The organism is uncultured Sphingomonas sp., from assembly GCF_913774285.1.
Taxonomy (GTDB): Bacteria; Pseudomonadota; Alphaproteobacteria; order Sphingomonadales; family Sphingomonadaceae; genus Sphingomonas.
The window spans coordinates 83,454-110,045 of sequence record NZ_CAJYHX010000015.1; the positions used below are offsets into that span (position 1 = coordinate 83,454).

A 26,592-nucleotide genomic window follows, 5' to 3' on the forward strand; every position below is an offset into this window, starting at 1 on the left:
CGGCAACCTTTCTGCCGGATGTACGCCACAAGAATCCATGGACCCGCCATGTTTTGGACCCAAGTGACGGCCTAGACCGGGGGCATGGATTGTTGCGTTGCAGCACCGAACTGCGGGCGTAACGTGGAAGCTGCGGGGAAGTTGCGCGTGGACATTGCCACCAGCGAGGCGCCGGTCGGGCGAATGGGCGACATCGCTCCGCTCGCCGAGTCTCGCCCGCGCCCCCGGCCGCTGCTGCTCCGCTGGGGCAAGCATCTGCGCGGCACCTTCGATCGATTGATCGCCACTTCCTCGCTCGTCCCCAACACGCCGGTACTCGACATGCGGGCCTTTCCGTGGACCGGGGCGCTGCGGGCGGATTGGCAGGCGATCCGCGACGAGGCACTTGCGGCGATCGGCACCCAGCCGGGCGCGCCGTCGCTCGCCGCCATCTCGCCCGATCACCGCGCGATCGCGCCTCTTGGCAAATGGCGGAGCCTGTTCCTGTGCGGCTATGGCTACCGGGTCGACGAGAATCTCGCCCGCTGCCCCCACACCTCGCGGCTGATCGAGCAGGTGCCCGGCCTCAACAGCGCGATGTTCTCGATCCTCGCCCCCGGCACCCACATCCCGGCGCATCGCGGCGTCACCAAGGGGCTGCTCACCTGCCATCTGGGGCTGGTCGTGCCGCGCGACGGCGATGTTCGCATGCGGATCGGCAGCCGCACCATCCGCTGGGCCGAGGGCGAGACCCTGGTGTTCGACGACACCTATGACCACGAGGTGTGGAACGACAGCGCGCACACCCGCATCGTGCTGCTGATCCAGTTCCGCCGGCCGCTCCGCAACCCCGGCCGCTGGATCGCCGATACGCTGCTCGGCGTGCTGCGCCGCTCGGCGTTCGTGCAGGAGGCGCGGGCGAACCTGCGGCGCTGGCATCGCGGCGAGATTGCGGCCGACGTCTGAGCGTTGTCGGGGCCGCCGGGCGCGGCTAAGCCAGGGCCATGCCACGCCCCTTCCATCTCGCCTTCCCGGTCCACGACCTCGCCGCCGCACGCGCCTTTTACGGCGATCTGCTCGGCTGCCCCGAGGGGCGCTCGTCGGAGCAGTGGATCGACTTCGACCTGTACGGCCACCAGATCGTCGCGCACCTCGATCCCGCCGCGAAGCCAGTTGCGACCACCAACCCGGTCGACGGCCATGACGTGCCGGTGCCGCATTTCGGCGTGGTGCTGACGATGGAGGACTGGCACGCGCTCGCCGCCAGGCTGGAGGCCGCCGGCGTCACCTTCGGCATCGCACCGCACATCCGCTTCCAGGGCCAGGCCGGCGAGCAGGCGACGATGTTCTTCCGCGATCCCAGCGGGAACGCGCTGGAATTCAAGGCGTTCGCCAATGACGCCATGGTATTCGCAAAATGATCCCGCAGACGATTAGCGTCGACATTCCGCACCAGCTCGGCCGCGAGGGTGCCCGCGCCCGGATCGATTCAAAGATCGGCCGGCTTGCCGAGAAGATCCCCGGTGGCGCGACCGTCGAGCATCGCTGGGAAGGCGACAGCCTCCACTTCACCGTCGCCGCGATGGGCCAGCAGGTGGTCAGTCGCCTCGACGTGGCTGACACGCAGGTCCATGCCGAGATCGCGCTACCCGGCATGCTGGCCCTGTTCGCGGGCAAGGTCCGCGAAATGCTGGCGAAGGAAGGCCCTCGGTTGCTCGCCTGAGGCGCCCGCTGCGGGTCAGCGCGCCGCGCTCACCCGCCAGATCGTGTTGCCGACATCGTCCGCCACGAGCAGCGCCCCGCCCGCGCCGGTGATCACCGCCACCGGCCGGCCCTGCGCCTCGCCCTTGGCGTTGAGGAAGCCGGTCAGCACGTCCTGCAGCTTGGCGCCCTTGGCCGGGAAGCCGTTGTCGCCGAACGGCACGAACACGACCTTGTAGCCCGAGGGCGGCTGGCGGTTCCACGAGCCGTGCAGGCCGACGAACGCGCCGTTCGCATAGGCCCCGCCCAGCCGCGCGCCGTCGGCAAAGGTCAGGCCCAGCGGCGCGGTGTGCGCGCCGAGCGCGAAGTCGGGGCGGCGGACATATTCGCGCAGGTCCGGCCGGCCCGGCTCGACCCGCTTGTCCTCATAGCCCCCCCAATATTGCCAGGGCCACCCGAAGAAGCCGCCCATATCGACCCGGCTCATATAGTCCGGCGGCATGTCGGAGCCGAGCATGTCGCGCTCGTTCACCACCGCCCATAGCGCCTGAGTCTTTGGCTCGAACGCCATGCCGTTGGCGTTGCGGATGCCCCAAGCGAAGATGCGGCTGGTCTTGCGCGCGGGATCGACCTCCAGGATCACCGCGCGGTTGGTCGGCTGCGCGGCCGCGGCTGCCATCTGCGCAGGACTGTCGGCGCTGTAGATCGGGCCCTCGGCCTCCAGCCCGTCCTCCGCGATGTTCGAGGCCGAACCGATGCTCACATACAGGCTCTTGCCGTCGAGCGAGGCCACCACGTTGCGCGCCCAGTGATTGCCGCCGCCGGGCAGCGACAGGATCTTTTCGGGCTTGGCCGTGATCTTGGTCTGCCCCTCCAGATAGGGATAGCGAACCAGCGAATCGGTATTGGCGACGTAGAGCGCGCCGTTCGCCAGCGTCATTCCGCTCGGCGAGTTGAGCCCGGTGAGGAACACGGTGCGCAGATCCGCCACGCCGTCGCCATCACTGTCGCGCAGCAGGGTGATGCGGTTGGCCGAAGCGCCGCCCGCGCCCGCCTTGTTCATGAGGATTCCCATCACCCAACCGGTGATGCCGCCCTTGTCGCGCGGCGGCGAGTTGCTCTCCGCCACCAGAATGTCGCCATTGGGCAGCTGGTACAGCCAGCGCGGGTGATCCAGCTTGTCGGCAAAGGCCTGCACCTTGAGGCCCGGCGCCGCCTTCGGCGTGGCGCCCGCCGGCCAGCCGACCGCCTTCGCGACGCCCACCGTGGGGATGTTCTGGTAGCGGGGTTCGCTGATTTCCGGCGCGCGGCCGGTGACGGCGATTTCGGGCAGCGTGGCGATGTCCGGGCGGCTGAGCCAGTACCAGGCGGCACCGCCGGCGACGATCAGGATGGCGAGGGCGATCAGGAGGCGCTTGAGCATGGTCCCAGCGATAGGGGTCGGCGCGCGCGAATCCAATGCGATTCTGCGGGTCGCGCTTGACTTCGCCTTGCGCCGGGCAAGAGTGTCGGCTCACCTGTTCCGGGGGATCGGCCCGAATGCGGTTCTGGTTGCGTGCGTCTGCCGTGGTGCTGGCCTTTTGCGGCGTCGCTCCCGCCTCGGCGCAGCAACAGCCGCCCGAGCATCGCACCGAATGGCCGGGGCTCGTCTCCGGCGACGACGGCATCGACGGGCTCGAGAGCGGCCCCGAACTGCAGCGCGGGCGCGATCCCCAGGCTATGCTGGCGGAGCAGCGGCGGCTGGGCGCGGCGCTCGCCGCGCTTCAGCCCGAGCGCAAGGGCGTGGTCGACGCCTATGTGCTGAGCGTCGCGCTCGACAGCGATCCGGTGTTCTCCCGCGAGGCGCGCGAGAGCGGCCGCGTGCTCGCCAGCCGCTATGATGCGGAGGGACGGACGCTGGTGCTGGCCGGCCCGGACGGGCGCGGCGGCCCTACCCTCCCCGCTGGCAGCCTTACCGCGCTGAGCTTGGCGCTCGCCCGCGTGGCCGAACTGATGGACCGCAACCAGGACGTGCTGGTCCTCTACGTCACCGCGCATGGCGCGCCCGACGCCGGCATCGCCTATCACGATGGCGACCAGGGGTTCGGCGTGCTGCCGCCGAAGCGGCTCGCGGAACTGCTCGACGGACTCGGCTTCCGCAATCGGCTGCTGCTGATTTCCGCCTGCTATTCGGGCGCCTTCGTCAAGCGGCTGCTAAGCGATACCACCGCCATCCTCACCGCCGCCTCCGCCACCCGATCTTCGTTCGGGTGCCGGGCGGAGAATGACTGGACCTTCTTCGGCGACGCGCTGGTCAACCACGCCCTGCGCAAGCCCCAGCCGCTCGCGGAGGCGGCTTCGGAGGCGCGCAAGACGATCATCGGCTGGGAACGCGCGGGGCGGCTCGATCCGTCCATGCCGCAGGTGACGATCGGCGACGGCGTAGGGGTCTGGCTCGCGCCGCTGGAGGCGCGGATGCCACAGACGGCCACGGCGCCGGTCGGCGCGCCGGCGACGGATGCGCTGAAGCCTTGAACCTTGTCCCCCCTTCCCGCTTGCGGGAGGGGATGGGGGAGGGTGAGTAAGGCTAGCGGGCGATGCCGTTCCAGAAAGAGCCTCCACGACACACCCTCCCCTAGCCCCTCCCGCAAGCGGGAGGGGTATTTAGCAGGAGCGGAACTCCCCCGCGCCTCGCCGGTTGGCCGTGCATGTCCGATTCCGAGAGCCCGCTCCAGCGCTACCCGCTGCTCGCCACCCCGCATGTGCGGCTGCAGGGCACGGTGGACGACGCGATGTACCAGCATTTCCGCGACCAACTGCTCGGCGCGCCCAGCGAAGGCCCACTGGTGGTCACGCTTTCCACGCTCGGCGGTGATCCCGAGGTCGCCCGGCTCATGGCCGACGAGCTCCGTCTGCTCCGCGAAGCCACGGGCCGCGAGCTGCTGTTCCTCGGCAAGGTCGCGGTCTATTCGGCGGGCGCCACCTTCATGTCCGGTTTCCCGGTCGACAAGCGCTTCCTCACCGGCGGCACCCGGCTGATGCTGCACGAGCGGCAGATGCATTCCAGCATCGACCTGTCCGGCCCGCTGCGCATGCTGCCGGCGATCCTCAAGGCCAAACTGAACGAGATCGAGCATTCGATCGCGATCGAGGAAGAGGGCTTCCGCGCGCTGGTCGCCGGCTCGCGCGTCGATTTCGAGGAGCTGCGCCGCCGCGCGCCCTATAACTGGTATATCGAGGCCGAAGAGGCTCGCGATCTGGGGCTGGTGCTGGACGTCATCTGAGGGCCGTAGTCCAAAGGACACTTGCGCTGCGCCCGCGAAAGGCATAGCCCGCGCCGCAAAACCGACGCGTCGCGCCGAAGCGAAAGAGGAAGTTTCAGGAATGGCCGAATTCCGCCTGCCCAAGAACAGCCGTATCACCAAGGGCCAGGAGCACAAGGCGAGCCCCGAAGCCATCCGGGTGAAGAAGTTCAAGATCTATCGCTACGATCCGGATTCGGGCGAGAATCCCCGCTACGACACGTTCGAGGTGGACCTCGACGATTGCGGCCCGATGGTTCTCGACGCGCTGATCAAGATCAAGGGCGAGCAGGATTCGTCGCTGACCTTCCGCCGCTCGTGCCGCGAAGGCATTTGCGGCTCCTGCTCGATGAACATCGGCGGCAAGAACGGCCTCGCCTGCACCACCGCGATCGAGGACATCAAGGGCGAGGTGCAGATCACCCCGCTGCCGCACATGGACGTGATCAAGGACCTGGTCCCCGATTTCACGCACTTCTACGCGCAGTACGCCTCGATCAAGCCGTGGCTGCAAACCGTCACCACCACGCCTTCGGGCAAGGAGCGGCTGCAGACCCCGCAGGACCGCGAAAAGCTCGACGGCCTGTACGAGTGCATCCTGTGCGCCTGCTGCTCCACCTCGTGCCCGAGCTATTGGTGGAACAGCGACAAGTTCCTGGGGCCGGCGATCCTGCTCCAGGCCTATCGCTGGCTGGCCGACTCGCGCGACGAGATGACCGGCGAGCGGCTCGACCAGCTCGAGGATCCGTTCCGCCTGTATCGCTGCCACACGATTATGAACTGCGCGAACGCCTGCCCCAAGGGCCTGAACCCGGCCAAGGCGATCGCCGAAGTGAAGAAGATGGCCGCCGAGCGCGTGCTCTGAACGCGCTTTCTTCACGATTTTGAGAGACACCGAGCTGCCTGGCCCTCCGGCCCGGCAGCTCGTTTTCGTTGGTAGACCTGCCCCATGACCCGCGTTCTCGATCGTTACCGCGCCCTCGTCTCCGCCGGCGAGCTTCGCCCCGATCGCGAGCAGGAAGCCGCTGCCGCCCGCCTGGGCGCGTTGGCCGAGGAACTGCAGGCCGCGCCGCGCAAGGGTAGCGTGCTGTGGAAGCTCACCGGCCGCAAGCCGGCGGTGCCGCGCGGGCTGTACCTGTGGGGCGATGTCGGCCGCGGCAAGTCGATGCTGATGGACCTGTTCTTCGACAGCCTCGACATCCGCCGCAAGCGCCGCGTCCATTTCCACGAGTTCATGCTCGAAGTGCACGAGCGGCTCAACGTCGAGCGGCAGAAGGATACCGCCGATCCGGTGGTCGCGGTCGCCGATGCACTGGCCAGCGACACGCGGCTGCTCGCCTTCGACGAATTGGTGGTGAACAATCCGCCCGACGCGATGATCCTCTCGCGGCTGTTTACCGCGATGATGGCGCATGGGCTTACCGTGGTCGCAACCTCGAACCGCCCGCCCAGGGACCTCTACAAGGACGGGCTCAACCGCCAGCTGTTCCTGCCCTTCATCGACCTGATCGGCGAGCGAATGGACGTGCTCGCGCTCAACGGCCCGGTTGACTACCGGCGCGACCGGCTCGGCAGCGTCGATACCTGGCTGGTGCCCAACGGGCCCGAGGCGACCGCGACCCTCTCCGCCGCCTTTTTCCGCCTCACCGACTATCCGGTCGAGGACCGTACCCGCGTGCCCACCTGCGAGGTGCCGATCCCCGGCGGGCGGCAGATCCACGTGCCCAAATGCGTAAAGGGCGTCGCGGTCTTCTCGTTCAAGCGGCTGTGCGGCGAGGCGCGCGGCGCGCCCGACTATCTCGCCATCGCCCGGCGTTTCCACACCGTGATCCTGGTCGGCATCCCCAAGCTGGGGCCGGAGAACCGCAACGAGGCGGCGCGCTTCGTCACGCTGGTCGACGCGCTCTACGAGCACAAGGTCAAGCTGCTCGCCGCTGCGGATGCGGTGCCCGAGCATCTCTACGAAAGCGGCGACGGCCGCTTCGAGTTCGAGCGCACCGTGTCCCGCCTGCTCGAGATGCAATCGGACGACTATCTCGCCAAGGGCCATGGAGCAGATTGATCAGACCACGTTGTAAGTCCAACTCCGCGCTTCTAAAATGCCCTAGGGCTCCGGGATTTCCCGGAGGAACAGGGAGACAATGATGCGGCCTTTGCGCCTGCTCGCGGCCATGGGGCTCGCGGTTCTCGGAATATCCTCGGCCTGGGCGCAGCCCGTGCTCGTCGCGGCGGATCTGCGCCAGCAGCAGAGCCTCGACGGCCCGTGGCACTGGTCGATCGACCCGTATCGCGACGGCCTCGCGGGCTTCCACGGCGAACCCCCGAACGCGCGCACCAACCGCGCCGCCGACGTGATCGCCGCCGACGTCATGCAGGCCAAGCCACGCACCTTCTTCGAACAAGACATGCAGCTATCGCCGGTGGTCAGCCTGCCCGGCTCGTGGATCGGCCATTCGCCCGAGATGCGGTTGTATCAGGGTCTGGTGTGGTACCAGCGCGAATTCCCGGCGACCGCACCCAAGCCCGGGACCCGCGTGTTCCTGCGCATCGGCGCGGCCGAATATCGCTCCTATGTCTATCTCAACGGCAAGCCGCTGGGCGAGCATCGCGGCGGCTACACCCCCTTCGCCTTCGAGGTGACCAAGCTGCTGCGACCGGGCCGCAACCAGATCACCATCGGCGTCGATTCGGTGCGCACCGCCAACGACGTGCCGCCTCCGGTGACCGACTGGGAGACCTATGGCGGCATCACCCGCAGCATCACGCTCGTCACCGTGCCCGACACCTATGTCGACGACGCCTTTGTCCGCCTGACGCCGGACGGCAGCCACATCGCGGTTTCGGTGAAGCTCGAAGGGCCGAAGGCGGGCAACACCGCCGTCAAGTTCCGCATCCCGACGCTCGGCGCGACGCTCGACGGCAAGACCGATGGCGAAGGCAAGTGGGAAGCGACGCTGCCGGTGCCGCGCAATCTCGTCCGCTGGTCGCCCGAGAACCCCAAGCTCTACGACATCGCCATCGATGCCGGCGCCGATCACTTCGCCGACCGGATGGGCTTCCGCACCATCGCGGTGAAGGGCACCGATATCCTGCTCAACGGCAAGCCGATCTTCCTGCGCGGCATCTCGATGCACGAGGAAGAACTGGGCGCAAACCCGGTGCGCGCGATGACGCCCGCCGCCGCGCGCGCGCTGCTCAGCGAGATCAAATACGGCCTGCACGGCAATTTCGTGCGGCTCGCCCATTATCCGCACAGCGAGCTGACCACCCGCCTCGCCGACGAGATGGGCCTGCTCGTGTGGAGCGAGATCCCGCTCTACTGGCTGGTCAACTGGAACAACCCGGATACGCTGGCCGACGCCCGCCGCATCCTGTCAGAGAACATCCACCGCGACCGCAACCGCGCAGCGATCGTGCTGTGGAGCGTCGCCAACGAAACGCCGACCAACGATGCGCGCAACGCCTTCCTGCGCACGATGATCGGCGATGTCCGCAGCCTCGATCCCAGCCGCCTGGTCACCGCCGCGCTGCTGAGCGGCCGCGAGGGCAACAAGATCATGAAGATCGACGATCCGCTCGCCGCCGATCTCGATGTCATGGCGATCAACACGTACAATGGCTGGTACACCGACGATGCGCTGGAAGATCTCGCCAGCCAGGAATGGCGCGGGCCCGCGAACAAGCCGCTGATCTTCTCCGAATTTGGGGCGGATGCGCGCGCCGGCTATCACGATCCGGTCGCCAGCCCGCACAAGTACAGCGAGGAATATCAGGCGGACTATTACCGGGCGACGCTCGCCATGGCCGCCAAGGTGCCGTTCCTGCGCGGGATGAGCCCCTGGATCCTCAAGGACTTCCGCTCGCCGCGGCGCCAGCACCCGATCTATCAGCAGGGCTGGAACCGCAAGGGGCTGATCTCCGAGACCGGCCAGCACAAGCTCGCCTTCGACGTGCTCGCCGGCGACTATGCCAAGCGCGCGGCGGCCGACTCGGCCAAGCGCTAGGCGATTCGGGCTGGGGCGGGCAGGACCTGCCCCAGCCTGACCCTCAACCTTCCCGCGATCAGGCGCGCGGGTGCGCGGCGCGGTAGACGTCGAGCAGATGCGCCGCATCGACCCCGGTATAGACCTGGGTCGAACTGAGGCTCGCATGGCCGAGCAGTTCCTGCAGCGCGCGCAAGTCCGCGCCTCGCCCCAGCAGGTGCGTCGCGAAACTGTGGCGCAGCGCATGCGGCGTGGTGCGATCGGACAGCCCCAGGCTGGTCCGCGCCGAGCGCACCGCCTTGCGGATCGCCCCCGGCGGCAGCGGCCCGCCTTTGGCACCGCGGAACAGCGGCAGGTCGCGCGCGGTGCCCCACGGACATGCCTCGACATAGGCTTCGATCGCGGCGCGGACCTCGGGTAGCAGCGGCACGTCCCGGGTCTTGTCGCGCTTGCCGGTGACGCGCAGCGTCGCGCCGAGCGGCAAGGCCGCGCCGGTCAGCGCCACCGCCTCGCCGATGCGCAGGCCCGCGCCGTAGAGCAGCAGCAGCACGGCCCAGTCGCGCGCGGCGATCCAGGGTTCGCTCGCCTCGTCCGACGCCCATTCGGCGAGCGCGACGGCTTCGTGCGGCGCGATCGGGCGGGGCAGGCCCTTCTTCACCTTGGGTCCGCGCAGGCGGGGGAGCTGGGCATCGTCGCCGCCGGCGAATTTCAGAAAGGCGCGGACCGCGGAAAGCTCGCGCGCGGCGGAGGCGTTGGACAGGCCTTCATTGCGGCGATGGGCGAGATAGGCGCGGAGATCGGCAGCGCCGACCTTGGCGAGCGCTTCCTGCGCGACGGGGCCGCCCCAATGCCCCTGCAGAAAGCCCAGCAGCCGGATCGCCGTCGCCTCATAGGCGCGGATCGTGTGCGCCGATCGCCGCCGGTCGCGGCCGAGATGCTCAGCGAAGCGGCGCGGAAGGGGGAGGTCGGTCATGGCCGTGCCCAGGGCTCGCCCCCTGCGCACCCCTCCCGCTTGCGGGAGGGGACGGGGGAGGGGCTGAACTTCCCCGGACGTGCTGCAGGCTCCACGTCAGTCCCTCCCCTAACCCCTCCCGCAAGCGGGAGGGGAATGTGCGCTTCACCCCAGCCTCAGCCGATCGTCTGGCCGGTCTTGGCCCAATCGGCCATGAACGATTCGATGCCCTTGTCGGTCAGCGGGTGCTTGACCAGTTGCTTGATCACCGCCGGCGGCGCGGTCATCACGTCGGCCCCGATCTTGGCGGCCTGCAGCACATGGATCGGGTGACGGACGCTGGCGACCAGGATCTCGGTGCCGAAATCATAATTGTCGTAGATCAGGCGGATGTCTTCGATCAGGTCCATGCCGTCGAAGCCGATATCGTCGTGGCGGCCGACGAAGGGCGAGATGAAGGTCGCACCCGCCTTGGCCGCGAGCAGCGCCTGGTTGGCCGAAAAGCAGAGCGTCACGTTAACCATCGTGCCGTCGTCGGTCAGCGCCTTGCATGCCTTGAGCCCGTCGATCGTCAGCGGCAGCTTGACCGCGACATTGTCGGCGATCTTCCGCACGATTTCCGCCTCGCGCATCATGCCCTCGAAATCGAGCGCGACGACCTCGGCCGAGACTGGGCCGTCGACGATCTCGCAGATCTCCGCCACCACTTCGAGGAAGTTGCGGCCCGACTTGGCAATCAGCGACGGGTTGGTGGTGACGCCGTCCAGCAGCCCGGCATCGGCCAGGTCGCGGATGTCGTCGATGATGGCGGTGTCGGCGAAGAACTTCATGGCAGAACCTTCCAGTGGAGCGTTGCCGCCCGCCTAGCCGACCCGGCCCCGCCGGGCAAATCCCTGCGACCGATTGCCATAGACCAGCATCAGCTTCACCTGCGGCTTCTGCAGCTTGCCGATGGTGACGCGGTAGGTGCCGGGTTCGAGCTTGTAGTACACGATCTTTTCGATCTTTGCGCACATGATACCCGGCGCGCGCGAGGCCATGCGCAGCGGGCGGCCGCTGCCCTTGGCCACGTCGATCCAGCCGGGTTGGTCCGCGGCGATGCCGAAGGTGCCGGCCTTGCGGATCGTCACCTGCGTTTCCGCCGCGCCGTTCTTCGCGGCAATCGTCGTCGCGTGGCGGGTATCGAGCCCGTCGGCGCTACGTTCCCAGCCCGACAAGGATCGCGGAAGCTCGGTGCACTGCGGCACCGCCATGGCCAGTCCAGCTATCTGTATCAGCATCGCCGACTCCCTGTTCAGCGAGTCGCTGTTCTATATTCGTTCCGAACGCAGAACAAGCCGATTCAGTTCGGCACCAGCATCAGCTTGGCCTTGGCCTGCTGCAGACCGCTGGCGAACGCGAGGTACGTGCCCGGCGCCAGCTCGAACCGCACGATCTTGCGGATCGTCGAGCAGTCCGGCCCATGCCCATGCGCCACCGACGTGAGCGCCTCGCCGCCCGCCGCCCCCGGCGCAACATCGACCCAGCCCGGCTGGTCGAGCGCGATGCCATAGGTGCCGGCCTTGGCGATGCGGAACTCGATCATCGCGGCGCGCCCCGGCTTGGCGCCCTTGGGCAGGCCCTTGAGCGTCGACGCGTCGACCGTCGCCAGCGACACCGCCTTGTCGGCCACCAGCTCGTCGCCCGGCGTGCTCCAGCCGGCAAGCGTCGTCGGCAGGCTGGCGTCGGGCGCCTTGCACGCGGTGGTCGCCTGGGCGGGCGCAGTCTGGGCAAGCAGCAGGGCGAGCAACAGCATCGGCGGGTCTCCTCAGACGACGAACCGGCGATACGGGATTCCCGTTCCGCCGAAAATGCCCATATGAGGGGCCGATCATGTCCCGCGCGCGCATTCTCGTCCTCCATCCGGCTCTGGGGCCGCTCGACTATCGCGTGCCGCACGGCATGACGGTGGAGCCCGGCAGCATCGTCATCGTGCCGATCGGCCCGCGCCAGTTCGCAGGCGTCGTTTGGGAACCCGAACGGCTGCCCACCGAGGAGATCGGCGACAATCGGCTTCGCGCCATCCTCGCCGTTGCCGACGCGCCCCCGATCCCCGCGCCTGTCCGGCGGCTGATCGAGTGGACCGCGGACTATTATCTCGCCCCGCCCTCTTCGGTGCTGGCGATGACCCTGCGCACCTCGGCGGCGTTCGAGGCAGCGCCGACGATCACCGAATATCGCGCGACCGGGCAGGTCCCCGATCGCCTGACTCCGCAGCGCGCGCAGGCGCTGGAGCGGATCGGCGAGCGGCAGGGGCTGGTGCGCGAACTTGCCGCCATCGCCGAGGTCTCTGACGCCGTCATTCGCGGGCTGGTCAAGACCGGTGCGATCGAGGCGGTTACGGTTGACACCCAGGCCCCCTACCCGCTCCCCGACCCGGCCTTCGCCCCGCCCGCGCTCAATCCCGCCCAGGCAGCCGTGGCGGGCGGACTGCGCACCGCCGTGGAAACCGCCGCTTTCCAGCCCTTCCTGCTCGACGGCGTCACCGGTTCGGGCAAGACCGAAGTCTATTTCGAAGCCGTCGCCGAGGCGATCGCGGCCGGCAAGCAGACCCTGGTGCTGCTCCCCGAAATCGCGCTGACCGAACCGTTCCTTACCCGCTTCGCCGGCCGCTTCGGCTGCGAGCCGGTGGCGTGGCACTCGGGCCTGCGCAGCTCCGAGCGCCGTCGTGCCTGGCGTGCGATCGCGAGCGGCGAGGCGCTGGTGACGGTGGGCGCGCGCTCGGCGCTGTTCCTGCCCTATCCGAAGCTCGGCCTGATCGTGGTCGACGAGGCGCATGAGACCAGCTTCAAGCAGGAAGACGGCGTGCACTACCACGCGCGCGACGTGGCGGTGATGCGCGGCATGTTCGAGCGCTGCCCGGTGGTCCTCGCCTCCGCCACCCCGGCGATCGAGACGCGGCACCAGGTGGAGGTCGGCCGCTATGCCGAGCTCAAGCTGCCCGGGCGCTATGGTGCGGCGCAGCTGCCCAAGATCGAGGCCATCGACCTGATCCGCGAGCCGCCGGAGCGCGGCCGCTGGCTGGCCCCGCGGCTGGTGGCGGCGATCGAGGAGACGTTGAAGCGCGGCGAGCAGTCGCTGCTGTTCCTCAACCGGCGCGGCTATGCGCCGCTGACGCTGTGCCGGCATTGCGGCCACCGCTTCCAGTGCCCGAACTGCACGGCATGGATGGTCGAGCACCGGCTGCTCCACCGCCTGTCCTGCCACCATTGCGGCCACACCATGCCGACGCCAAGCATGTGCCCCGAGTGCAAGTCCGACGACACCTTGGTCGCCTGCGGCCCCGGCGTTGAGCGGATTGCCGACGAAGTGGCGGCGCTGTGGCCGGATGCCCGCACGGCGATCGTCACCTCGGATACGCTCTGGTCCCCCGCCAAGGCAGCCGAGTTCGTCTCGCGGATGGAGCATGGCGCGATCGACATCGTCGTCGGGACCCAGCTCGTTACGAAGGGTTATCACTTCCCCAACCTGACGCTGGTCGGCGTGGTCGATGCCGATCTCGGGCTCGACGGGGGCGACCTGCGTGCGTCCGAGCGCACCTTCCAGCAGATCATGCAGGTCTCAGGCCGCGCCGGCCGCGGCGAGAAGCCGGGCACGGTGTTCATCCAAACCCACGCCCCCGAGGCACAGGTGATGCAGGCGCTGATCTCGGGCGATGCCGAGGCCTTCTACGCCGCCGAGACCGAAGCGCGACGCGAAGCCGATGCCCCGCCCTTCGGCCGCTATGCCGCGATCATCGTGTCCTCGGAGGACAAGGCCTCGGCGGAGGAAACCGCGCGGATGATCGGCCGCTCGGCGCCCGAGCTGGCCGAGATGCACGTCTACGGCCCCGCGCCTGCGCCGCTGGCAATGCTGCGCGGGCGGCATCGCTTCCGCCTGCTCGTCCACGCCAAGCGCAGCTTCGACGTGCAGGACGTGATCCGCGACTGGCTGGGTGGGCTGAGCTGGAGCGCCCGGGTGCGCGTCGCGGTCGACGTGGACCCCTACAGCTTTGTCTGAGCGCGCCGATTCGATTTGCCATCGCCCCCGCGCGCGATATCGTGGCACCCTGGGGACGATGGGGAACGGGCATGAAGTGGTTGGTTTTGCTGGCGTCGGCTCTGGCGAGCTTCATCGCGGGCCCGGCATGCGCCGATTGGCGCGTAGCCGAAACCGCACATTTCATCGTCTATGCCAACGCCTCCGAAGCGGCGCTGCGCCGCAATGCCGAACGGCTGGAGAAGTTCGACAAGGCGCTGCGCCTGTCGCGCGGCATCCCGGAATCCTCGCTTGGCAAGGCCGGGCGGGTGACGGTCTATTTCGTCAGCAGCGAAGACCGCGTCGCAGCCCTTGCCGGCAGCGCGGACGTCGCGGGCTTCTACATTCCGCGCGCCGGTGCCTCGGTGGCGTTCGTGCCGGGCGACCTGTCCGGCGACGGACCGCTCGCGCTCGGTTCGCAGCAGGTGCTGCAGCATGAATATGCCCATCATTTCATGTTCACCACTTGGCCGGACGCGGCCTTCCCGTCCTGGGTGTCCGAAGGCTGGGCGGAGTTCCACGCCACCGCCAGCTTCGATCGCGACGGCAGCATGCAGTTCGGCGGCGCACCTATGTATCGCGCCTATGGTCTGCTCACCGGCAATCCGCTGCCGATCCAGCAGATCCTGGCGGGGGCGGCGGGCAAGCTGCGGGCGGATCAGCGCGACGCGCTGTACGGGCGCGGCTGGGCGCTGGTCCATTACCTGACCTTCGAGCCGAGCCGCAAAGGCCAGTTGAGCGCCTATCTCGACGCGATCACCAAGGAACGGAAATCTCCCGAGGCGGCGGCCGTCGCCGCGTTCGGCGACCTCCGCGCGCTGAACAAGGAATTGGAGCGCTTCCTCCAGCAGCCTAAAATCAGCGGCTTTCGCGTCCGGGCGGAAAACCTCGCCATCCCGCCCGTAACGCTGCGCCTGCTGCGGCCGGGCGAAGCCGCGATCATGCCGGTACGCATCCGCTCCGACGCGGGGGTGGACGAGAAGACCGCCCCCGCCGTCTATGCCGACGCCAAGAAGATCGCGGCGCGCTTCCCTGACGATCCCGAGGTCCAGCGCGCGCTGGCCGAGGCCGCCTATGACGCGGGCGACCATGCCGCCGCGCTCGCCGCCGCCGATCGCGCCATCGCGGCGGACCCGAAGCTGGTTGAGGCGCATTGCTACCGCGCGATGGCGCAGATGGCGATCGCCGAAGCCGCGAAGGACGAGAAGCCGGAAACTTGGGCCGAGATTCGTCGCACCATCGGGCGTGCCAACCGGCTCGATACCGAGGATCCGCGGCCGCTGATCCTGTTCTTCCGCAGCTATGCCGAGCGCCGCCAATGGCCGCCCGAGATCGCGCGCGACGGCCTGATGCACGCCTATGAACTCGCGCCGCAGGATCGCGGCTTGCGGATGCAGGCCGCCGACATGCTGATAGGCGAGAAGAAGCTGGCCACGGCGCGGGCAATGCTGCTGGTGCTTACCTATGATCCACACGCCTCGGGCATCGGCACAGCCGCATCCAAGATGATCGACACGATCGATGCGCAGATGAAGGCCGGCGCAGCATCGGCTTCTGCGCCTGCACCAGCGACCGCGCCCGCGCCCGCGCCCGCGAAATAACAACCATGGCGCCGCTGCGCTTGAACCGGCGCCGCTTTTCGCCGAAAGCGCGGGCCATGGCTAGAACCGGGGCGTTTCCGCGCATGCGGCAGGTGATCATGCTGGTGGCGATGCTGCTCGCCTGGAGTGTGCCGGCGCGTGCCGACGACATCTCCGCGGCGGGGCGCGGGGTGGTGCGGATCGTCACCATCGCGGTCGCAGACGACGAGGTGGTCGGCTTCGGCCATGGCAGTGGCTTCGCGGTGGCGCCCAACCGTGTCGTCACCAACGCGCATGTCGTCGAGCTTGCCTCGCGCTATCCCGGCAACGTCGTGATCGGCGTGGTGCCGTCCGAGGGCAGCAAGTCCTTCCAGGGCAAGCTGATCGCGATCGACACCAAGCGCGACCTGGCGCTGATCGAGTTCAGCGGCGCCAAGCTGCCAACGCTGGCGCTGTCCAGCGGCGCGGTGACCGACGGCGAAACGCTGATCGCGCTCGGCTATCCAGGCAATGTCGACATCGCGACGGCGCGCTCGGCGGCGGACTTCATCACCCCGCAATCGCCGGTGCGCTCGCAGGGCGGCTTTGCCGGCACGCGGACGCTGGAGGGCATTTCGGTGCTGCTCCACACCGCCAGCATCGCCCGCGGCAATTCGGGCGGGCCGCTGCTCGATGCGTGCGGGCGGGTGCTGGGGGTCAACTCGGCGATCACCAACAGCGAGGAGGGCGATTCGACCTTTGCGTTCGCCATCTCCTATCCCGAGCTGACTGCCTTCCTCACCCAGGCCAAGCAGCCCTTCGTCTCGATCGCCGCTCCGTGCATCAGCGTCGAGCAGCGCAACGCGCTCGACAAGGCGGCCGAGGAGAAGGACCGCGCCGACATCGCCAACCGCAACGCGCAGGCCGAATCGGCCGCGGCGCGCGCCCGCGAAGCCGCGATCGACAAAGCGCGCGCAGCGAATGAGTCCGCCCGCGAAACCTATATGGCGGGTGCCGCGGTGCTGCTGGTGTTCGGCGCACTGGCGCTGGGCGCGGCGGGCCTGCTGCTCTCGCGCGACCGGCAGCGCCCGGGCATCTGGACCGCGGTGGGCGGCGGTGCGCTGCTGCTCGGCGCGGTCGCGCTGTTCGTGCTGCGCCCGAGCTTCGACGAGGCGAGCATCGCCGCCCCGCCCGAGGACAACCAGACCGCCGAGGCGAAACTCCCGGCGGGTGCCGCGGAGGGTCCGCTGGTCTGCACGCTCCAGCCCGATCGCAGCCGGATCACCGTCTCGCCGGGCGAAGCGGTGAAGCTGAATGTCGGGCTCGACGGCTGCTTCGACGGGGGCACGCAATACGCCGAATCCGGCCGCCGCTGGCAGCGCGTGCTCGTTCCCGCCGACGAGCAGACGGTGACGGTGCGCGAGTTCGATCCGGACAGCGGTACGCTCACGGACACGCGCTATTTCCTGTCGGCCGCGGACATGCAGAAGGTGCGCGACGTCAAGCCGACCGTCCCGGTGAACCAGTGCACCGCCGACCAGGCCAAGCGCGCGAGCCTCGCCAGCCTCCAGCAGCTGATGCGCGCCACGCTGCCGCCGGCGTATAACGAGAAGCTGGTCTATCACTGCGCGCCCGACGGGGCGGAGTGAGCTACTTCCGCTCCCTCACGCCTTCCCGCGCCCGCAGCACCCGCTTCCGCTCCAGCCCATAGGCATAGCCGCCCATACTGCCGTCGCCGCGTTGGGCGCGGTGGCAGGGGATGGCGAGCGCGACCGGGTTGGCGCCGCACGCCGTGCCCGCCGCGCGCACCGCGCCGGGATTGCCCGCCATCGCCGCGAGTTCGGCATAGCTCCGCGTCTCGCCCGGCGGGATCGTGCGGAGTGCCTGCCACACCGCCTCCTGGAAGGCGGTGCCCTGCACGTCGAGCGGCAGGTCGCGCTGGCGATTGGGATCCTCAACCAGCGCCACCACGTGCGCCGCGAGCGCGGCGAAGTCGGCATCGCCGGGCACCACCGTCGCCGCAGGGAAGCGGCGGGCGAGCATCTCCGCATCCTCGTCGAAGGCGATGCGGCACAGGCCCTTGTCCGTCGCGGCGATGAGCAGGGGCCCGAGGCTGGTCTCCGCCAGCGTCCAGCGGATCGTCACCCCCGCCCCGCCGGCACGCCATGCGCTCGGCACCATGCCGAGCCGCGCCCCCGCCTCAGCGTAGAAGCGGCTGGGGGCCGAATAGCCGGCGGCATAGATTGCCCGGGTCACGCTGTCCTCCTCGTCGAGTGCCGCCGCCGCCCGGCGGGCGCGCAGGCCGCGGGCATAGGCGGCGGGGGTCACGCCGGTCGCGCGCTTGAACAGCCGGTTGAAATGGTGCGGCGCATAGCCGACTGCCGCGGCCAGCGCCTCGAGCCCGATCATCTCCTCCGCCGCATCGAGCAGCGCCGTGGCGCGCGCAACCGCTGTCGCATCCCGCGCCGCCTCGTCCGGCTTGCAGCGAAGGCACGCGCGGAACCCCGCCGCCGCCGCGTCCGCGCCGGCATCGAAGAAGCGGACATTCTCCGGCCGCGGCCGCCGCGCCGGGCAGCTCGGCTTGCAGTAGATACCGGTGGTGGTCACCGCGACGACGAAGCGGCCGTCCTGCGCCCGGTCGCGCGCGGCGAAGGCGTTCCAGCGGGCATCGTGCAGGGCAGCAGCATAGGTCATGCCATCGCTATACGCCCATTGGCGTAGTTGCGGCATCCCGCCGCTTGCGCGCAAAGCCGCCCCGGCTCTTGCAGTCGGCGCGCTTTGCTGGCAACGTTAACGTTAACACGCGTGTCGGCGCGGAAGTTTGGAGAGTGCATGTCCTTCTGGCACCGCACGGGCGCGCTGCGCTGGTGGATCATCGGCATCGTCATGCTGGGCACGATGCTCAACTATCTGACGCGGAGCACGCTGGCGGTCGCGGCGCCGAGCTTCATGGTCGATCTCCACATCGACGAGCAGCAATATTCCTACATCACCGCAGCCTTCCAGGGCGGCATCATGCTGCAGCCGGTGGTGGGCTATATCCTCGACGTGGTCGGCCTGCGCTCGGGCATGGCGCTGTTCGCCGCCGGCTGGGGCCTGCTGAGCATGGCGCACGGCCTGGCCTTCAGCTGGCAATGGCTGTTCGCGCTGCGCGGGATGCTGGGCTTTGCCGAAGGCACCTCGCACACCGGTGGCCTCAAGGTCGTCTCCGAGTGGTTCCCGGCGCGCGAGCGCGGCTTTGCCGGCGGCATCTACAATCTCGGCGCCTCGGCCGGTGCGGCGCTGGCGGCGCCGCTGGTCGCGGGATCGATCGCCTTGTGGAACTGGCGCGCGGCCTTCGTCGTCACCGGGGTGCTGGCGCTGCTCTGGGCGCTGCTGTGGCTGCTCAACTATCGCACCCCGCAGACCCATCCGAGCATCTCGAGCCAAGAGCGCGACCTGATCCTCAGCGGCCAGGAAGCGCATATCCAGGAACGCGGCGAGCGCCCCTCGCCGCTGCGCCTGCTCGCCCAGCGCAACTTCTGGGGCATCGCCCTGCCGCGCTTCCTCGCCGACCCGACCTGGGGGACGCTGACCTTCTGGATGCCGCTCTATCTAGTGAAGGTGCGCGGCTTCAACCTGGGCGAGATCGCGGTTTCCGCCTTCCTGCCCTTCATCGCCGCCGATCTGGGCTGCATGTTCGGCCCCGCCCTCGCGCTGTTCCTCCAGCGGCGCGGGATCAGCCTGATCAACGCGCGGCGCTGGACCTTCACCTTCGGCGCGCTGCTGATGACCGGCATGGTGTTCGTCGCCAGCGTCGAGAGCGCCTGGCTGGCGGTAGCCCTCCTCTGCCTCGGTGGCTTCGCGCACCAGACCCTCTCGGTCACCGTCATCACCATGGCCAGCGACCTCTTCCCGCGCAACGAGCTCGGCACCGTCGCCGGCTTGGCGGGCACCTTCGCCAACAGCAGCATCCTCATTTTCTCGCTGCTGATCGGCGGGCTGGTCGCCTCGCTCGGCTATGGCCCCTTCTTCATCGCCCTCGGGCTGCTCGACCTCGTCGCCGCCCTTCTTCTCTGGACCCTCGTCAAGGCGCCCCGATGATCCGCAATCCGATCCTTCCCGGCTTCAACCCCGATCCGTCGATCTGCCGCGTCGGCGACGACTATTACATCGCGACCTCGACCTTCGAGTGGTTCCCCGGCGTGCAGATCCACCACAGCCGCGACCTCGCCAACTGGACGCTGGTCGCCCGGCCGCTGGTGCGCGCGTCGCAGCTCGACATGCGCGGCGATCCGGACAGCTGCGGCGTGTGGGCACCGTGCCTCACCCATGACGGCGCCCGCTTCCACCTGCTCTACACCGATGTGAAGCGCTACGGCCGCACGACCATGGGCGGCGCCTCGGGCGCGTCGCTGCGCGACTTCCACAATTACCTCGTCACCTGCGAGACGATCGACGGGGAGTGGTCCGATCCGATCCACCTCAATTCGAGCGGGTTCGACCCCTCGATGTTCCATGACGAGGACGGCCGCAAATGGGTGGTCAACCAGCTCTGGGACCATCGCCCGGGCCGCAACCGCTTCGCCGGGATCGTGCTGCAGGAATATGATCCGGCGTCGGAGAAGCTGGTCGGCACGCGCACCAACATCTTCCCGGGCACCGCGCTGGGGCTGACCGAGGCGCCGCACCTCTATCGCCGCGGCGACTTCTACTATCTGCTCACCGCCGAGGGCGGCACCGGCTGGAACCATGCCGTCACCATGGCGCGCTCGCGGGCGATCACCGGGCCGTACGAGCTGCATCCGGACACCTATATCCTCTCCAGCCGCACCCGCCCCGACGCGGTGCTGGCACGCGCGGGCCATGCCGATCTGGTCCACACGGCGGACGGGGAGCCCTGGCTCGCCTATCTGTGTGGGCGCCCGCTGCCGAATCGCGGCCGCTGCGTGCTCGGCCGCGAGACCGCGATCCAGCCGATGCGCTGGGCCGAGGATGGCTGGCTCTACACCCGCGACGGCCGCGGCCTGCCCGAGCTGGAGGTGCCCGCGCTCAGCAACACCCTCTCGCCGGGGCGGCAGACCGAGGAGCGGCACGACTTCGACTCGGCCACGCTGCCGATCGACCTGCAATGGCTGCGCACCCCCGAGCCCGACCAGATCTTCAGCCTCACCGCCAGGCCCGGCCATCTCCGCCTGTTCGGGCGCGAGACGATCGGCAGCGTCTTCACCCAGGCGCTGGTCGCGCGGCGGCTCCAGGCCTTCTGCACCTCGACGACTTGCGTGCTCGACTTCGAACCGCAGGACTTCCAGCAGGCGGCGGGGCTGGTCGCCTATTATAACGGCACCAAGTTCCACTACCTGCATGTCAGCCATGACGAGGACGTGGGCCGCCACCTCCGCGTGATGACAGCGCTGCCCGACGCCCCCCAGGGCGACGCCTTCACCGCGCCGATCCCGCTGCCGGCGGGGCCGATCGAGCTGCGCTGCGAAATGGATTACGAGCGGCTGCGCTTCGGCTGGCGGATGGCGGGGGCGGAGGCCTGGCACTGGCTCCCCGAGCTGTTCGATGCCTCGATCCTCTCCGACGAGGCGAGCGCCCCCGGCCTGCCCAACTTCACAGGCGCGTTCATCGGCATGGCCTGCCAGGACATGGGCGGCACGGGCACCCCGGCGGACTTCGACTGGTTCGCGTATCGCGAGCGAGAGTATGTGGTGGATTCGACGGCGGGCTGAGGCGGGCAAAACCGGCGTACGATCGATATTGCCTTCCGTTCGTTTCGGGGTGAAGCTTCCCCAAAAGAACTGCCAGAGAGGAGTATCATGCGCACCGGAAAACTGCTGCTCGCATCCACGATCGTAATGGTGGCTGCGTTCGCCGGTGCAAGCATGGCGCAGGAGCAACGCGGGGCTGCAGCGGCGCTGTCGTTCGGCGGACTGCGCTTCGACGGTGCGCTGAACGGTGGCATCGAGCAGGCCCGACTCGATAACGGCAAGCTGACGATCGCTGCGGGACCGAAGACCGATTTCTTCAACGAGGTCGACGGGACCACGATCTATGGCAACGCGCCGGTCGTGCTCACGCGGATCGACAACACCAAGCCGTTCACCTTCGTGGTTCGGGTCGCGCCGAAGCTGGCGAGCACCTATGATGCCGCTGCCGCCTATGTCTGGGTCGACGACAAGCACTGGCTGAAGATGGCGCTGGAACGTGATGAGCGTGGTCTCGCCCGTATCGTGACGGTCCGCACCAACGGCACGTCTGACGACAACAATCATGACGCGGTCGGCGCGCCATCGGCATTCCTGAAGCTCTCCTCGGACACCAAGTCGATCGGTTTCTATTACTCCATCGACGGCAAGACCTGGCAGCTCGTTCGGGTGTTCCGGAACGACTATCCTGCCGCGCTGCAGCTGGGGCTGAGTGCCCAGTCACCGACAGGAACCGGAACGGAGGCCGCGTTCAGCGGGCTTTCGTTCACCCCGGCGAGCGTGCGGGACTTCCGCTTGGGGGAATAAGGCAGGGGGCGGTTCGCCCTACTCCCCCTCACGCAACATGCTCGCCCGCCGCAGCCGCGCCTCCAGATCCTCCACCATCCGCTCCCGGCTGCGGAACGCATGCTGCAGGTCACGCTGGCTGAGCGGCATCAGGAATTCGCAGCCGTGGCGGGTGTCCTCGCGCCACACCACCCGCGCCTCGCGCGCGCCGGCGCCGGACATGCCGATCCAGATCAGCGTCCCCTCGGGCAGCGCCACATCGGCGTTGAACAGGAAGCCGGTGCGCGAGAAATTCTCGACCACCGCGTCGAACGGGCGGCCGTCCATGCCGCGCACGGTGGTTTCCCGATTCACCAGGAAGCGCACCGCGCCGCGCGCGTCCATGCTTCCCCAAACTTCCAGTCGCGCGACGAGCACTCGTGCCTGTTCCCTTGCCCCAGACCCGGGCTTCTACCGCAAACGGGGTTAACGCCTGACCAACGCCGCCACGCTTCTTGACGCGGCGCAGCATCGCTGCCATATGCGCCATCACGACGAGGCATTTATTTGCAGCGTGATCGGCGGCGCAGGCCCGGAAGGGAAAAAGCGCCGCTCGGCTCTGCCTCGTTCTTACCGGCTTCCCAAATCACGCGGGGCGTCACTTGTTGACCCCGCCTACGCCCGCGCCTTTCGAAGATGCGCGTGCGCCGGCATCTATTCGTAAGGTATTCCCATGTTGTTCAAAGACCTCGGCCTTTCCGAGACCGTCCTCGCTGCGCTTGCGGCGAAGGGCTATAACGAGGCTACGCCGATCCAGGCGCAGTCGATCCCCGCGCTGCTCGAAGGCCGCGACCTGCTCGGCATCGCCCAGACCGGCACCGGCAAGACCGCCGCGTTCATGCTCCCGTCGATCGACCGCCTCGTCGCCAGCGGCAAGCGCGCCCAGCCGCGCGGCTGCCGCATGCTCGTCCTCGCGCCGACCCGCGAGCTCGCCGCGCAGATCGCCGACAATGCCAAGCACTACGCCAGCGGCACCGGCCTGCGCATCGCCACCGTGTTCGGCGGCACCTCGGTCCACAAGAACAAGACCGATCTGGCGCGCGGCGTCGACATCCTCGTCGCGACGCCGGGCCGCCTCGTCGACCTGCTCGACCAGTGCTACATGATCCTGCTGGGCATCGAGATCCTGGTGCTCGACGAGGCCGACCAGATGCTCGACCTCGGCTTCATCCATGCGCTGCGCCGCATCGTGAAGGAGCTGCCGGCCAAGCGCCAGTCGCTGTTCTTCTCGGCGACCATGCCCAAGTCGATCCGCGAGCTGGCCAGCCAGTTCATCCACAACCCGGTGGAAGTGAAGGTGACCCCGGTCGCCACCACGGCGGAGCGCGTCGAGCAGTTCGTCACCTATGTGAACCAGACCGAGAAGCAGGCGCTGCTGACGATGCAGCTGCGCAGCCTCGAGATCGACCGCGCGCTGATCTTCACCCGCACCAAGCATGGCGCCGACCGCGTCGTGCGGCTGCTCGCCGGCAACGGCATCGCCGCCAACGCGATCCACGGCAACAAGAGCCAGCCGCAGCGCGAGCGGGCGCTGGGCGAGTTCCGCTCGGGCAAGGTCAAGCTGATGGTGGCGACCGACATCGCCGCGCGCGGCATCGACGTGTCGGGCGTCAGCCATGTGTTCAACTTCGAGCTGCCCAACGTGCCGGAGCAATATGTCCACCGCATCGGCCGCACCGCGCGCGCCGGCGCCGACGGCATCGCGATCAGCTACTGCGCCGATGACGAGCGTCCGTATCTGAAGGACATCGAGCGGCTGACCCGCCAGAAGCTCACCGTGCAGCCGCTGCCGGAGAACTTCATGGCCGAGGCCGACAAGATCAAGGCGACCCGCTCGCCGATGCCGGCGAGCCGCGACGAGCAGAACGGCCGCAACGGCCGCGCGATGCAGCATGCCTCGGGGCGTCGTGGCGACGGCCAGCCGGCGCGCGGTGGTCGTGGTGGCCCGCGTGGCGATGCGCCGCGGGGTGGCGAGCAGCGCCGGGCCGAGGGTCCGCGCGGTGAGCAGCCGCGTCGCGCCGAAGGTGCCGGCCATGCCGGTGCGGGCGCCGGTGCCGGTCGCGGTCCGGGTGCGCCCAAGCGCAAGTTCAACGCGCGTCCGGCCGGCAGCGGCCAGGGTCGCCCCGGCGGCAATCGCGGCCAGGGCGGCGGCGGTCAGGGCCGCGCGCGCTGACACCTAAACTCCTCCCCGGCACGGGGAGGGGGACCATGCGCAGCATGGTGGAGGGGCCGCGCCGAAAGGCGCGGTCTTTCGCGTTTTGAGGCCGGGGGCACCGCCGCGTGCCGCGGCGGCCCCTCCACCATTTGCTCGCGCAAATGGTCCCCCTCCCCGTACCGGGGAGGAATTTGGGTATCCGTCCCACTCCGGCACGGCTGTGCCAAAGCCGGTCATTCACCAATTTCAATAAGCTAGCCCCGCCCCCCGCGCGCCCGCTAGCGCTCGTCCCCACAACAGGTGGGAACATGAAGACGATGCGCAATGCCCTGATGGCCGCAGCCCTGGCGCTCGGCGCGGTGGTGCCGGCAGCCGCCCATGCCACGGTGGTGATCACCGACTATGACGACGATCCCGGCTATCTCGCCGCCGACCAGATGATCTACACCCCCACCGGTTTCGTCGGCAACTGGCCGGGCATGAGCCGCTTCCGCTTCACCGGCACCGAGAACGGCAAGACGGTCGAGTTCCTCACCTATTGCGCTGACGCCTTCACCGCGATCGGCACCGGCAGCTTCGAGCGCACCGGCATTTCCGCCGTGCTCGGCGACGTCACCCGCCAGCAGCAGCTGCTCACCCTGCTCACCAACTCGCAGGTCCTGCGCGGCAACACCAGCGACCTGCTCGCGCGCAAGACCATCTCCGCCGCTACCCAGCTCGCGGTGTGGGAGATCCTCGAGGAGCATAGCGGCAGCTACGACACCACCAGCGGCCAATTCTACACCGTCGGCGGCAACAGCGACGATGCCCGCGCGCTGGCCAACAGCTATCTCACCCAGATCACCACCGGCGGCTGGACCGCGATCGCGGGGCACAAGCTGCAGCTGCTCTTCTCCAAGGACCAGCAGAGCCAGGTGTTCCTGAGCGCGGTTCCCGAACCCTCCAGCTGGGCGACGATGATCGGCGGCTTCGCGCTGGTCGGCGGCATGTTCCGGCGCAAGCGCGCGGCGGCGCTGCGAGTCGCCTGACGCTCGCTAATCCCATGATTTCGGGGCAGGCGAGCGCATCGCCTGCCCTTTTTCTTGGGCGCTTCCAGACACGTCGAAACCCAAACATGAAACCAGCGTGTGACGTTTCGGCGACTCGGGTTGCATACGGCCAAGCGCGATGCTAGCAGCCCGGCAACCCATCGGGGGCGCAGTTTGCGTCGCCCCCCTTTTGTGCATGGGGTCACTTCCGACCCTCCGAGAGGAAACGAATCGCGTGGAGAATTCCGGCGGTATTCAGGCCAGCCTAAGCGGACGCTACGCAACCGCGCTGTTCGAGCTGGCACGTGACGCCAAGGCCATCGAGGCCGTCGAAGCCAGCCTTGCGACCGTGCGGGCGGCGCTCGACGAATCGCCCGAGTTCAAGGCGCTGACCACCAGCCCGCTGATCGGCCGCCAGGCCGCCGGCAAGGCCGTGGCCGCTGCGGCGGGCGCGATGGGCCTGGATGCGACGACGACCAAGTTCCTCGGCGTGCTTGCCGAGAACCGCCGTCTGGCACAGCTGCCGGCGATCATCCGCACCTTCCGCGCGCTGGCCACCCGCCACCGCGGCGAGACGACCGCGGAAGTGACCTCGGCGCACCCGCTCGATGCCGAACAGGTGGATGCGCTCAAGCAGCAGCTCCGCACCCGTATCGGCCGCGAGGTCTCGGTCGACCTGTCGGTGGACCCCTCGCTGCTCGGCGGCCTGGTCGTGAAGATCGGCAGCCAGATGATCGATTCGTCGATCAAGACCCGACTGAACTCCCTCGCGCACGCGATGAAAGGCTGAAGGCTAAGAAGATGGATATCCGCGCCGCAGAAATCTCGAAGGTCATCAAGGACCAGATCGCCAATTTCGGCACCGAAGCGCAGGTTTCGGAAATCGGCCAGGTGCTGTCCGTCGGCGACGGCATCGCGCGCATCCACGGGCTGGACAATGTCCAGGCCGGCGAGATGGTCGAATTCGCCAACGGCGTGCAGGGCATGGCGCTCAACCTCGAGGCCGACAATGTCGGCGTCGTGATCTTCGGCTCGGACGCCGAGATCAAGGAAGGCGACACCGTCAAGCGCACCGGCACGATCGTGGACGTGCCAATCGGCAAGGGCCTGCTGGGCCGCGTGGTCGACGCCCTGGGCAACCCGATCGACGGCAAGGGTCCGATCGAGTACACCGAGCGCCGCCGCGTCGAAGTCAAGGCGCCGGGCATCATCCCGCGCAAGTCGGTGCACGAACCGGTGCAGACCGGCCTCAAGGCGATCGACGCCCTGGTGCCCGTGGGCCGTGGCCAGCGCGAGCTGATCATCGGTGACCGCCAGACCGGCAAGACTGCCGTCGCCATCGACACCTTCATCAACCAGAAGGCGGTCAACGCCGGTTCGGAC

Annotated in this window: 24 protein-coding genes and 1 pseudogene; 18 read left to right on the forward strand and 7 right to left on the reverse strand. The window is 68.6% G+C overall.

Annotation, left to right across the window (positions count from 1 at the left end; genetic code table 11):
• Nucleotides 1–147: 147 nt before the first annotated feature.
• Genes QZ670_RS06780 through QZ670_RS06790 form a run of 3 tightly spaced genes read left to right on the forward strand, consistent with a single transcriptional unit; the run spans nucleotide 148 to nucleotide 1,702 of the window.
• Nucleotides 148–945 (forward strand): aspartyl/asparaginyl beta-hydroxylase domain-containing protein, encoded by a 798-nt coding sequence (locus QZ670_RS06780; RefSeq protein WP_294253249.1) that lies wholly within the window; start codon nucleotides 148–150, stop codon nucleotides 943–945.
• A gap of 38 nt (nucleotides 946–983) precedes the next feature.
• Nucleotides 984–1,400 carry a VOC family protein gene (locus QZ670_RS06785; protein ID WP_294253252.1) on the forward strand — a complete coding sequence of 139 codons (417 nt, stop codon included), beginning with the start codon at nucleotides 984–986 and terminating at the stop codon, nucleotides 1,398–1,400.
• Complete coding sequence (locus QZ670_RS06790) at nucleotides 1,397–1,702, forward strand: polyhydroxyalkanoic acid system family protein (protein ID WP_294253255.1); 306 nt, start codon at nucleotides 1,397–1,399, stop codon at nucleotides 1,700–1,702. The genes QZ670_RS06785 and QZ670_RS06790 overlap by 4 nt, the downstream gene beginning before the upstream one ends.
• Before the next feature lie 15 nt (nucleotides 1,703–1,717).
• On the opposite strand, the gene QZ670_RS06795 is transcribed toward QZ670_RS06790, so the two are convergent.
• Nucleotides 1,718–3,103, reverse strand: a complete 1,386-nt coding sequence (locus QZ670_RS06795) for a sorbosone dehydrogenase family protein (protein WP_294253258.1) — start codon at nucleotides 3,101–3,103, stop codon at nucleotides 1,718–1,720.
• A 116-nt stretch (nucleotides 3,104–3,219) separates the two neighbouring features.
• On the opposite strand from QZ670_RS06795, the gene QZ670_RS06800 reads away from it, so the two are divergent.
• From QZ670_RS06800 to QZ670_RS06820, 5 genes are all read left to right on the forward strand, one after another.
• Complete coding sequence (locus QZ670_RS06800) at nucleotides 3,220–4,194, forward strand: C13 family peptidase (RefSeq protein ID WP_294253260.1); 975 nt, start codon at nucleotides 3,220–3,222, stop codon at nucleotides 4,192–4,194.
• 173 nt (nucleotides 4,195–4,367) lie between these two features.
• Nucleotides 4,368–4,943 carry an ATP-dependent Clp protease proteolytic subunit gene (locus QZ670_RS06805; protein ID WP_294253262.1) on the forward strand — a complete coding sequence of 192 codons (576 nt, stop codon included), beginning with the start codon at nucleotides 4,368–4,370 and terminating at the stop codon, nucleotides 4,941–4,943.
• A 100-nt stretch (nucleotides 4,944–5,043) separates the two neighbouring features.
• Nucleotides 5,044–5,826, forward strand: a complete 783-nt coding sequence (locus QZ670_RS06810) for a succinate dehydrogenase iron-sulfur subunit (protein ID WP_294253263.1) — start codon at nucleotides 5,044–5,046, stop codon at nucleotides 5,824–5,826.
• Between the two features lie 84 nt (nucleotides 5,827–5,910).
• Nucleotides 5,911–7,023 carry a cell division protein ZapE gene (gene zapE, locus QZ670_RS06815; RefSeq protein WP_294253265.1) on the forward strand — a complete coding sequence of 371 codons (1,113 nt, stop codon included), beginning with the start codon at nucleotides 5,911–5,913 and terminating at the stop codon, nucleotides 7,021–7,023.
• Between the two features lie 79 nt (nucleotides 7,024–7,102).
• Complete coding sequence (locus QZ670_RS06820; protein WP_294253267.1) at nucleotides 7,103–8,965, forward strand: glycoside hydrolase family 2 TIM barrel-domain containing protein; 1,863 nt, start codon at nucleotides 7,103–7,105, stop codon at nucleotides 8,963–8,965.
• A 58-nt stretch (nucleotides 8,966–9,023) separates the two neighbouring features.
• Here the strand turns inward: QZ670_RS06820 and QZ670_RS06825 are convergent, their stop codons facing one another.
• The 4 genes from QZ670_RS06825 to QZ670_RS06840 form a co-directional block, all read right to left on the reverse strand.
• On the reverse strand, nucleotides 9,024–9,917 hold the full coding sequence (locus tag QZ670_RS06825) for a tyrosine recombinase XerC (protein ID WP_294253271.1): 894 nt from the start codon (nucleotides 9,915–9,917) through the stop codon (nucleotides 9,024–9,026).
• A 155-nt stretch (nucleotides 9,918–10,072) separates the two neighbouring features.
• A complete protein-coding gene (gene fsa, locus QZ670_RS06830) occupies nucleotides 10,073–10,726 on the reverse strand; it encodes a fructose-6-phosphate aldolase (protein ID WP_294253272.1) in 654 nt (217 codons plus the stop codon).
• A 33-nt stretch (nucleotides 10,727–10,759) separates the two neighbouring features.
• Nucleotides 10,760–11,176 carry a hypothetical protein gene (locus tag QZ670_RS06835; protein ID WP_294253274.1) on the reverse strand — a complete coding sequence of 139 codons (417 nt, stop codon included), beginning with the start codon at nucleotides 11,174–11,176 and terminating at the stop codon, nucleotides 10,760–10,762.
• Between the two features lie 62 nt (nucleotides 11,177–11,238).
• Entirely contained in the window at nucleotides 11,239–11,691 is a 453-nt protein-coding gene (locus QZ670_RS06840; protein ID WP_294253276.1) for a hypothetical protein, read from the reverse strand.
• A 77-nt stretch (nucleotides 11,692–11,768) separates the two neighbouring features.
• On the opposite strand from QZ670_RS06840, the gene QZ670_RS06845 reads away from it, so the two are divergent.
• From QZ670_RS06845 to QZ670_RS06855, 3 genes are all read left to right on the forward strand, one after another.
• The gene (locus QZ670_RS06845) at nucleotides 11,769–13,934 is read left to right on the forward strand and encodes a primosomal protein N' (RefSeq protein WP_294253278.1); all 2,166 of its coding nucleotides are present in this window, start codon (nucleotides 11,769–11,771) and stop codon (nucleotides 13,932–13,934) included.
• Nucleotides 13,935–14,005: 71 nt separating this feature from the next.
• A complete protein-coding gene (locus QZ670_RS06850) occupies nucleotides 14,006–15,553 on the forward strand; it encodes a hypothetical protein (protein ID WP_294253280.1) in 1,548 nt (515 codons plus the stop codon).
• Between the two features lie 56 nt (nucleotides 15,554–15,609).
• On the forward strand, nucleotides 15,610–17,160 hold the full coding sequence (locus QZ670_RS06855; RefSeq protein ID WP_294253281.1) for a serine protease: 1,551 nt from the start codon (nucleotides 15,610–15,612) through the stop codon (nucleotides 17,158–17,160).
• A gap of 1 nt (nucleotide 17,161) precedes the next feature.
• On the opposite strand, the gene ada is transcribed toward QZ670_RS06855, so the two are convergent.
• Entirely contained in the window at nucleotides 17,162–18,205 is a 1,044-nt protein-coding gene (gene ada / locus QZ670_RS06860) for a bifunctional DNA-binding transcriptional regulator/O6-methylguanine-DNA methyltransferase Ada (RefSeq protein ID WP_294253283.1), read from the reverse strand.
• 138 nt (nucleotides 18,206–18,343) lie between these two features.
• On the opposite strand from ada, the gene QZ670_RS06865 reads away from it, so the two are divergent.
• The 3 genes from QZ670_RS06865 to QZ670_RS06875 all read left to right on the forward strand — a co-directional run bounded on the left by QZ670_RS06865 (nucleotide 18,344) and on the right by QZ670_RS06875 (nucleotide 22,008).
• Nucleotides 18,344–19,594 carry an MFS transporter gene (locus QZ670_RS06865; RefSeq protein ID WP_294253286.1) on the forward strand — a complete coding sequence of 417 codons (1,251 nt, stop codon included), beginning with the start codon at nucleotides 18,344–18,346 and terminating at the stop codon, nucleotides 19,592–19,594.
• Nucleotides 19,591–21,225 carry a glycoside hydrolase family 43 protein gene (locus QZ670_RS06870; protein WP_294253288.1) on the forward strand — a complete coding sequence of 545 codons (1,635 nt, stop codon included), beginning with the start codon at nucleotides 19,591–19,593 and terminating at the stop codon, nucleotides 21,223–21,225. The genes QZ670_RS06865 and QZ670_RS06870 overlap by 4 nt, the downstream gene beginning before the upstream one ends.
• Nucleotides 21,226–21,312: 87 nt before the next feature.
• Nucleotides 21,313–22,008 carry a DUF1349 domain-containing protein gene (locus tag QZ670_RS06875; RefSeq protein WP_294253290.1) on the forward strand — a complete coding sequence of 232 codons (696 nt, stop codon included), beginning with the start codon at nucleotides 21,313–21,315 and terminating at the stop codon, nucleotides 22,006–22,008.
• Nucleotides 22,009–22,026: 18 nt separating this feature from the next.
• Here the strand turns inward: QZ670_RS06875 and QZ670_RS06880 are convergent, their stop codons facing one another.
• The gene (locus QZ670_RS06880; RefSeq protein WP_294253292.1) at nucleotides 22,027–22,404 is read right to left on the reverse strand and encodes a PilZ domain-containing protein; all 378 of its coding nucleotides are present in this window, start codon (nucleotides 22,402–22,404) and stop codon (nucleotides 22,027–22,029) included.
• A 295-nt stretch (nucleotides 22,405–22,699) separates the two neighbouring features.
• On the opposite strand from QZ670_RS06880, the gene QZ670_RS06885 reads away from it, so the two are divergent.
• The 4 genes and pseudogenes from QZ670_RS06885 to QZ670_RS06900 form a co-directional block, all read left to right on the forward strand.
• The gene (locus tag QZ670_RS06885) at nucleotides 22,700–24,199 is read left to right on the forward strand and encodes a DEAD/DEAH box helicase (RefSeq protein WP_294253294.1); all 1,500 of its coding nucleotides are present in this window, start codon (nucleotides 22,700–22,702) and stop codon (nucleotides 24,197–24,199) included.
• Between the two features lie 290 nt (nucleotides 24,200–24,489).
• Entirely contained in the window at nucleotides 24,490–25,209 is a 720-nt protein-coding gene (locus QZ670_RS06890; protein ID WP_294253296.1) for a PEPxxWA-CTERM sorting domain-containing protein, read from the forward strand.
• A gap of 235 nt (nucleotides 25,210–25,444) precedes the next feature.
• The gene (locus tag QZ670_RS06895) at nucleotides 25,445–25,999 is read left to right on the forward strand and encodes a F0F1 ATP synthase subunit delta (RefSeq protein ID WP_294253298.1); all 555 of its coding nucleotides are present in this window, start codon (nucleotides 25,445–25,447) and stop codon (nucleotides 25,997–25,999) included.
• Between the two features lie 11 nt (nucleotides 26,000–26,010).
• Nucleotides 26,011–26,592, forward strand: a pseudogene (locus tag QZ670_RS06900) (F0F1 ATP synthase subunit alpha); the annotation flags it as partial.